This is a genomic window from Acidomonas methanolica, assembly GCF_004346035.1.
Taxonomy (GTDB): Bacteria; Pseudomonadota; Alphaproteobacteria; order Acetobacterales; family Acetobacteraceae; genus Acidomonas; species Acidomonas methanolica.
Window position 1 is genome coordinate 1 of record NZ_SLZN01000096.1, and the last position, 1,085, is coordinate 1,085.

Annotated in this window: 1 protein-coding gene; it reads left to right on the forward strand. The window is 59.4% G+C overall.

Features of this window, described 5'->3' with window-relative positions; genetic code table 11:
* The coding region (locus EDC31_RS17580) for an IS4 family transposase (RefSeq protein ID WP_132127233.1) at positions 1 to 1,082 on the forward strand (1,082 nt) is incomplete at its 5' end.
* Positions 1,083 to 1,085 lie beyond the last annotated feature (3 nt).

Consider the following 1,085-nt stretch of genomic DNA (forward strand, 5'->3'; position numbering starts at 1 on the left):
TCAATAGCGGCAAGGACAAGGATGGGCGTTATCGGATGCACACCGTCTGTGGCCTGCTCATGCATTCAAGCCTTGCTGTGACCACCGAGGGATTGCCGCTGGGGCTCGCTGCGGTCAAATTCTGGAACCGGCAGAAATTCAAGGGCACCGCCGCGCTCAAACGCAAGATCAACCCCACACGAGTTCCGATCGAGCAGAAGGAAAGTTTCCGCTGGCTTGAAAACATGCGGCAGTCGACGGCGTTGTTCGCGGCCCCGGATCGCTGCGTTCATATCGGCGATCGGGAGAGCGATATCTACGAGCTGTTCTGTCTGTCGCAAGAGCTGGGAACGCATTTTCTTGTGCGGACCTGCGTCGACCGACTGGCGGGAGAAGGGGATCATACGATCGCAGACGATATGAAGGCAACGACGATTGCCGGTCAGCACACGGTGCCGGTTCGCACGGCAAACGGGGATATGTCGACGGCCACGGTGGACGTCCGGTATCACCGTTTGCGCATCCTGCCGCCGATCGGCAAGCAGAAGCGCTATCCGGCCCTGACATTGACCGTCCTGCATGCCACCGAGCAGAACACGCCGATAGATCGGCCGAAAATCGACTGGAAGCTGCTGACGGACCTTCCAGTCGATTCCCACGACGATGCCGTCGAAAAATTGCGATGGTATGCGCTGCGGTGGAAAATCGAGGTCTTCCACAAGATACTCAAATCCGGATGCCGCGCTGAAGACGCCCGTCTGCGGACGGCGGATCGTCTCGTCAGGCTGATCGCCGTGTTTTGCATTCTGAGTTGGCGGATCTTCTGGATGACGATGCTCCTTCGGGCGAACCCCGAGGCCAACCCGGCTCTGGCGTTGACGGAGGCCGACAGGGAGATCCTCGATCTGCTCGTTGCAGGCGGTGCGCACTTGGCAGGCAAACCCAGATCCCTGTCTCATTACCTGCTCAAGATCGCAAGGCTTGGAGGCTACCTCGCCCGCGCCAGCGATCCACCGCCGGGTAACATCGTCATCTGGCGTGGCTTGTCGCGCCTGAACGACCTCAGGATCGGTGCAGAAATGGCCAGACTTGTGGGTAATTGAAAG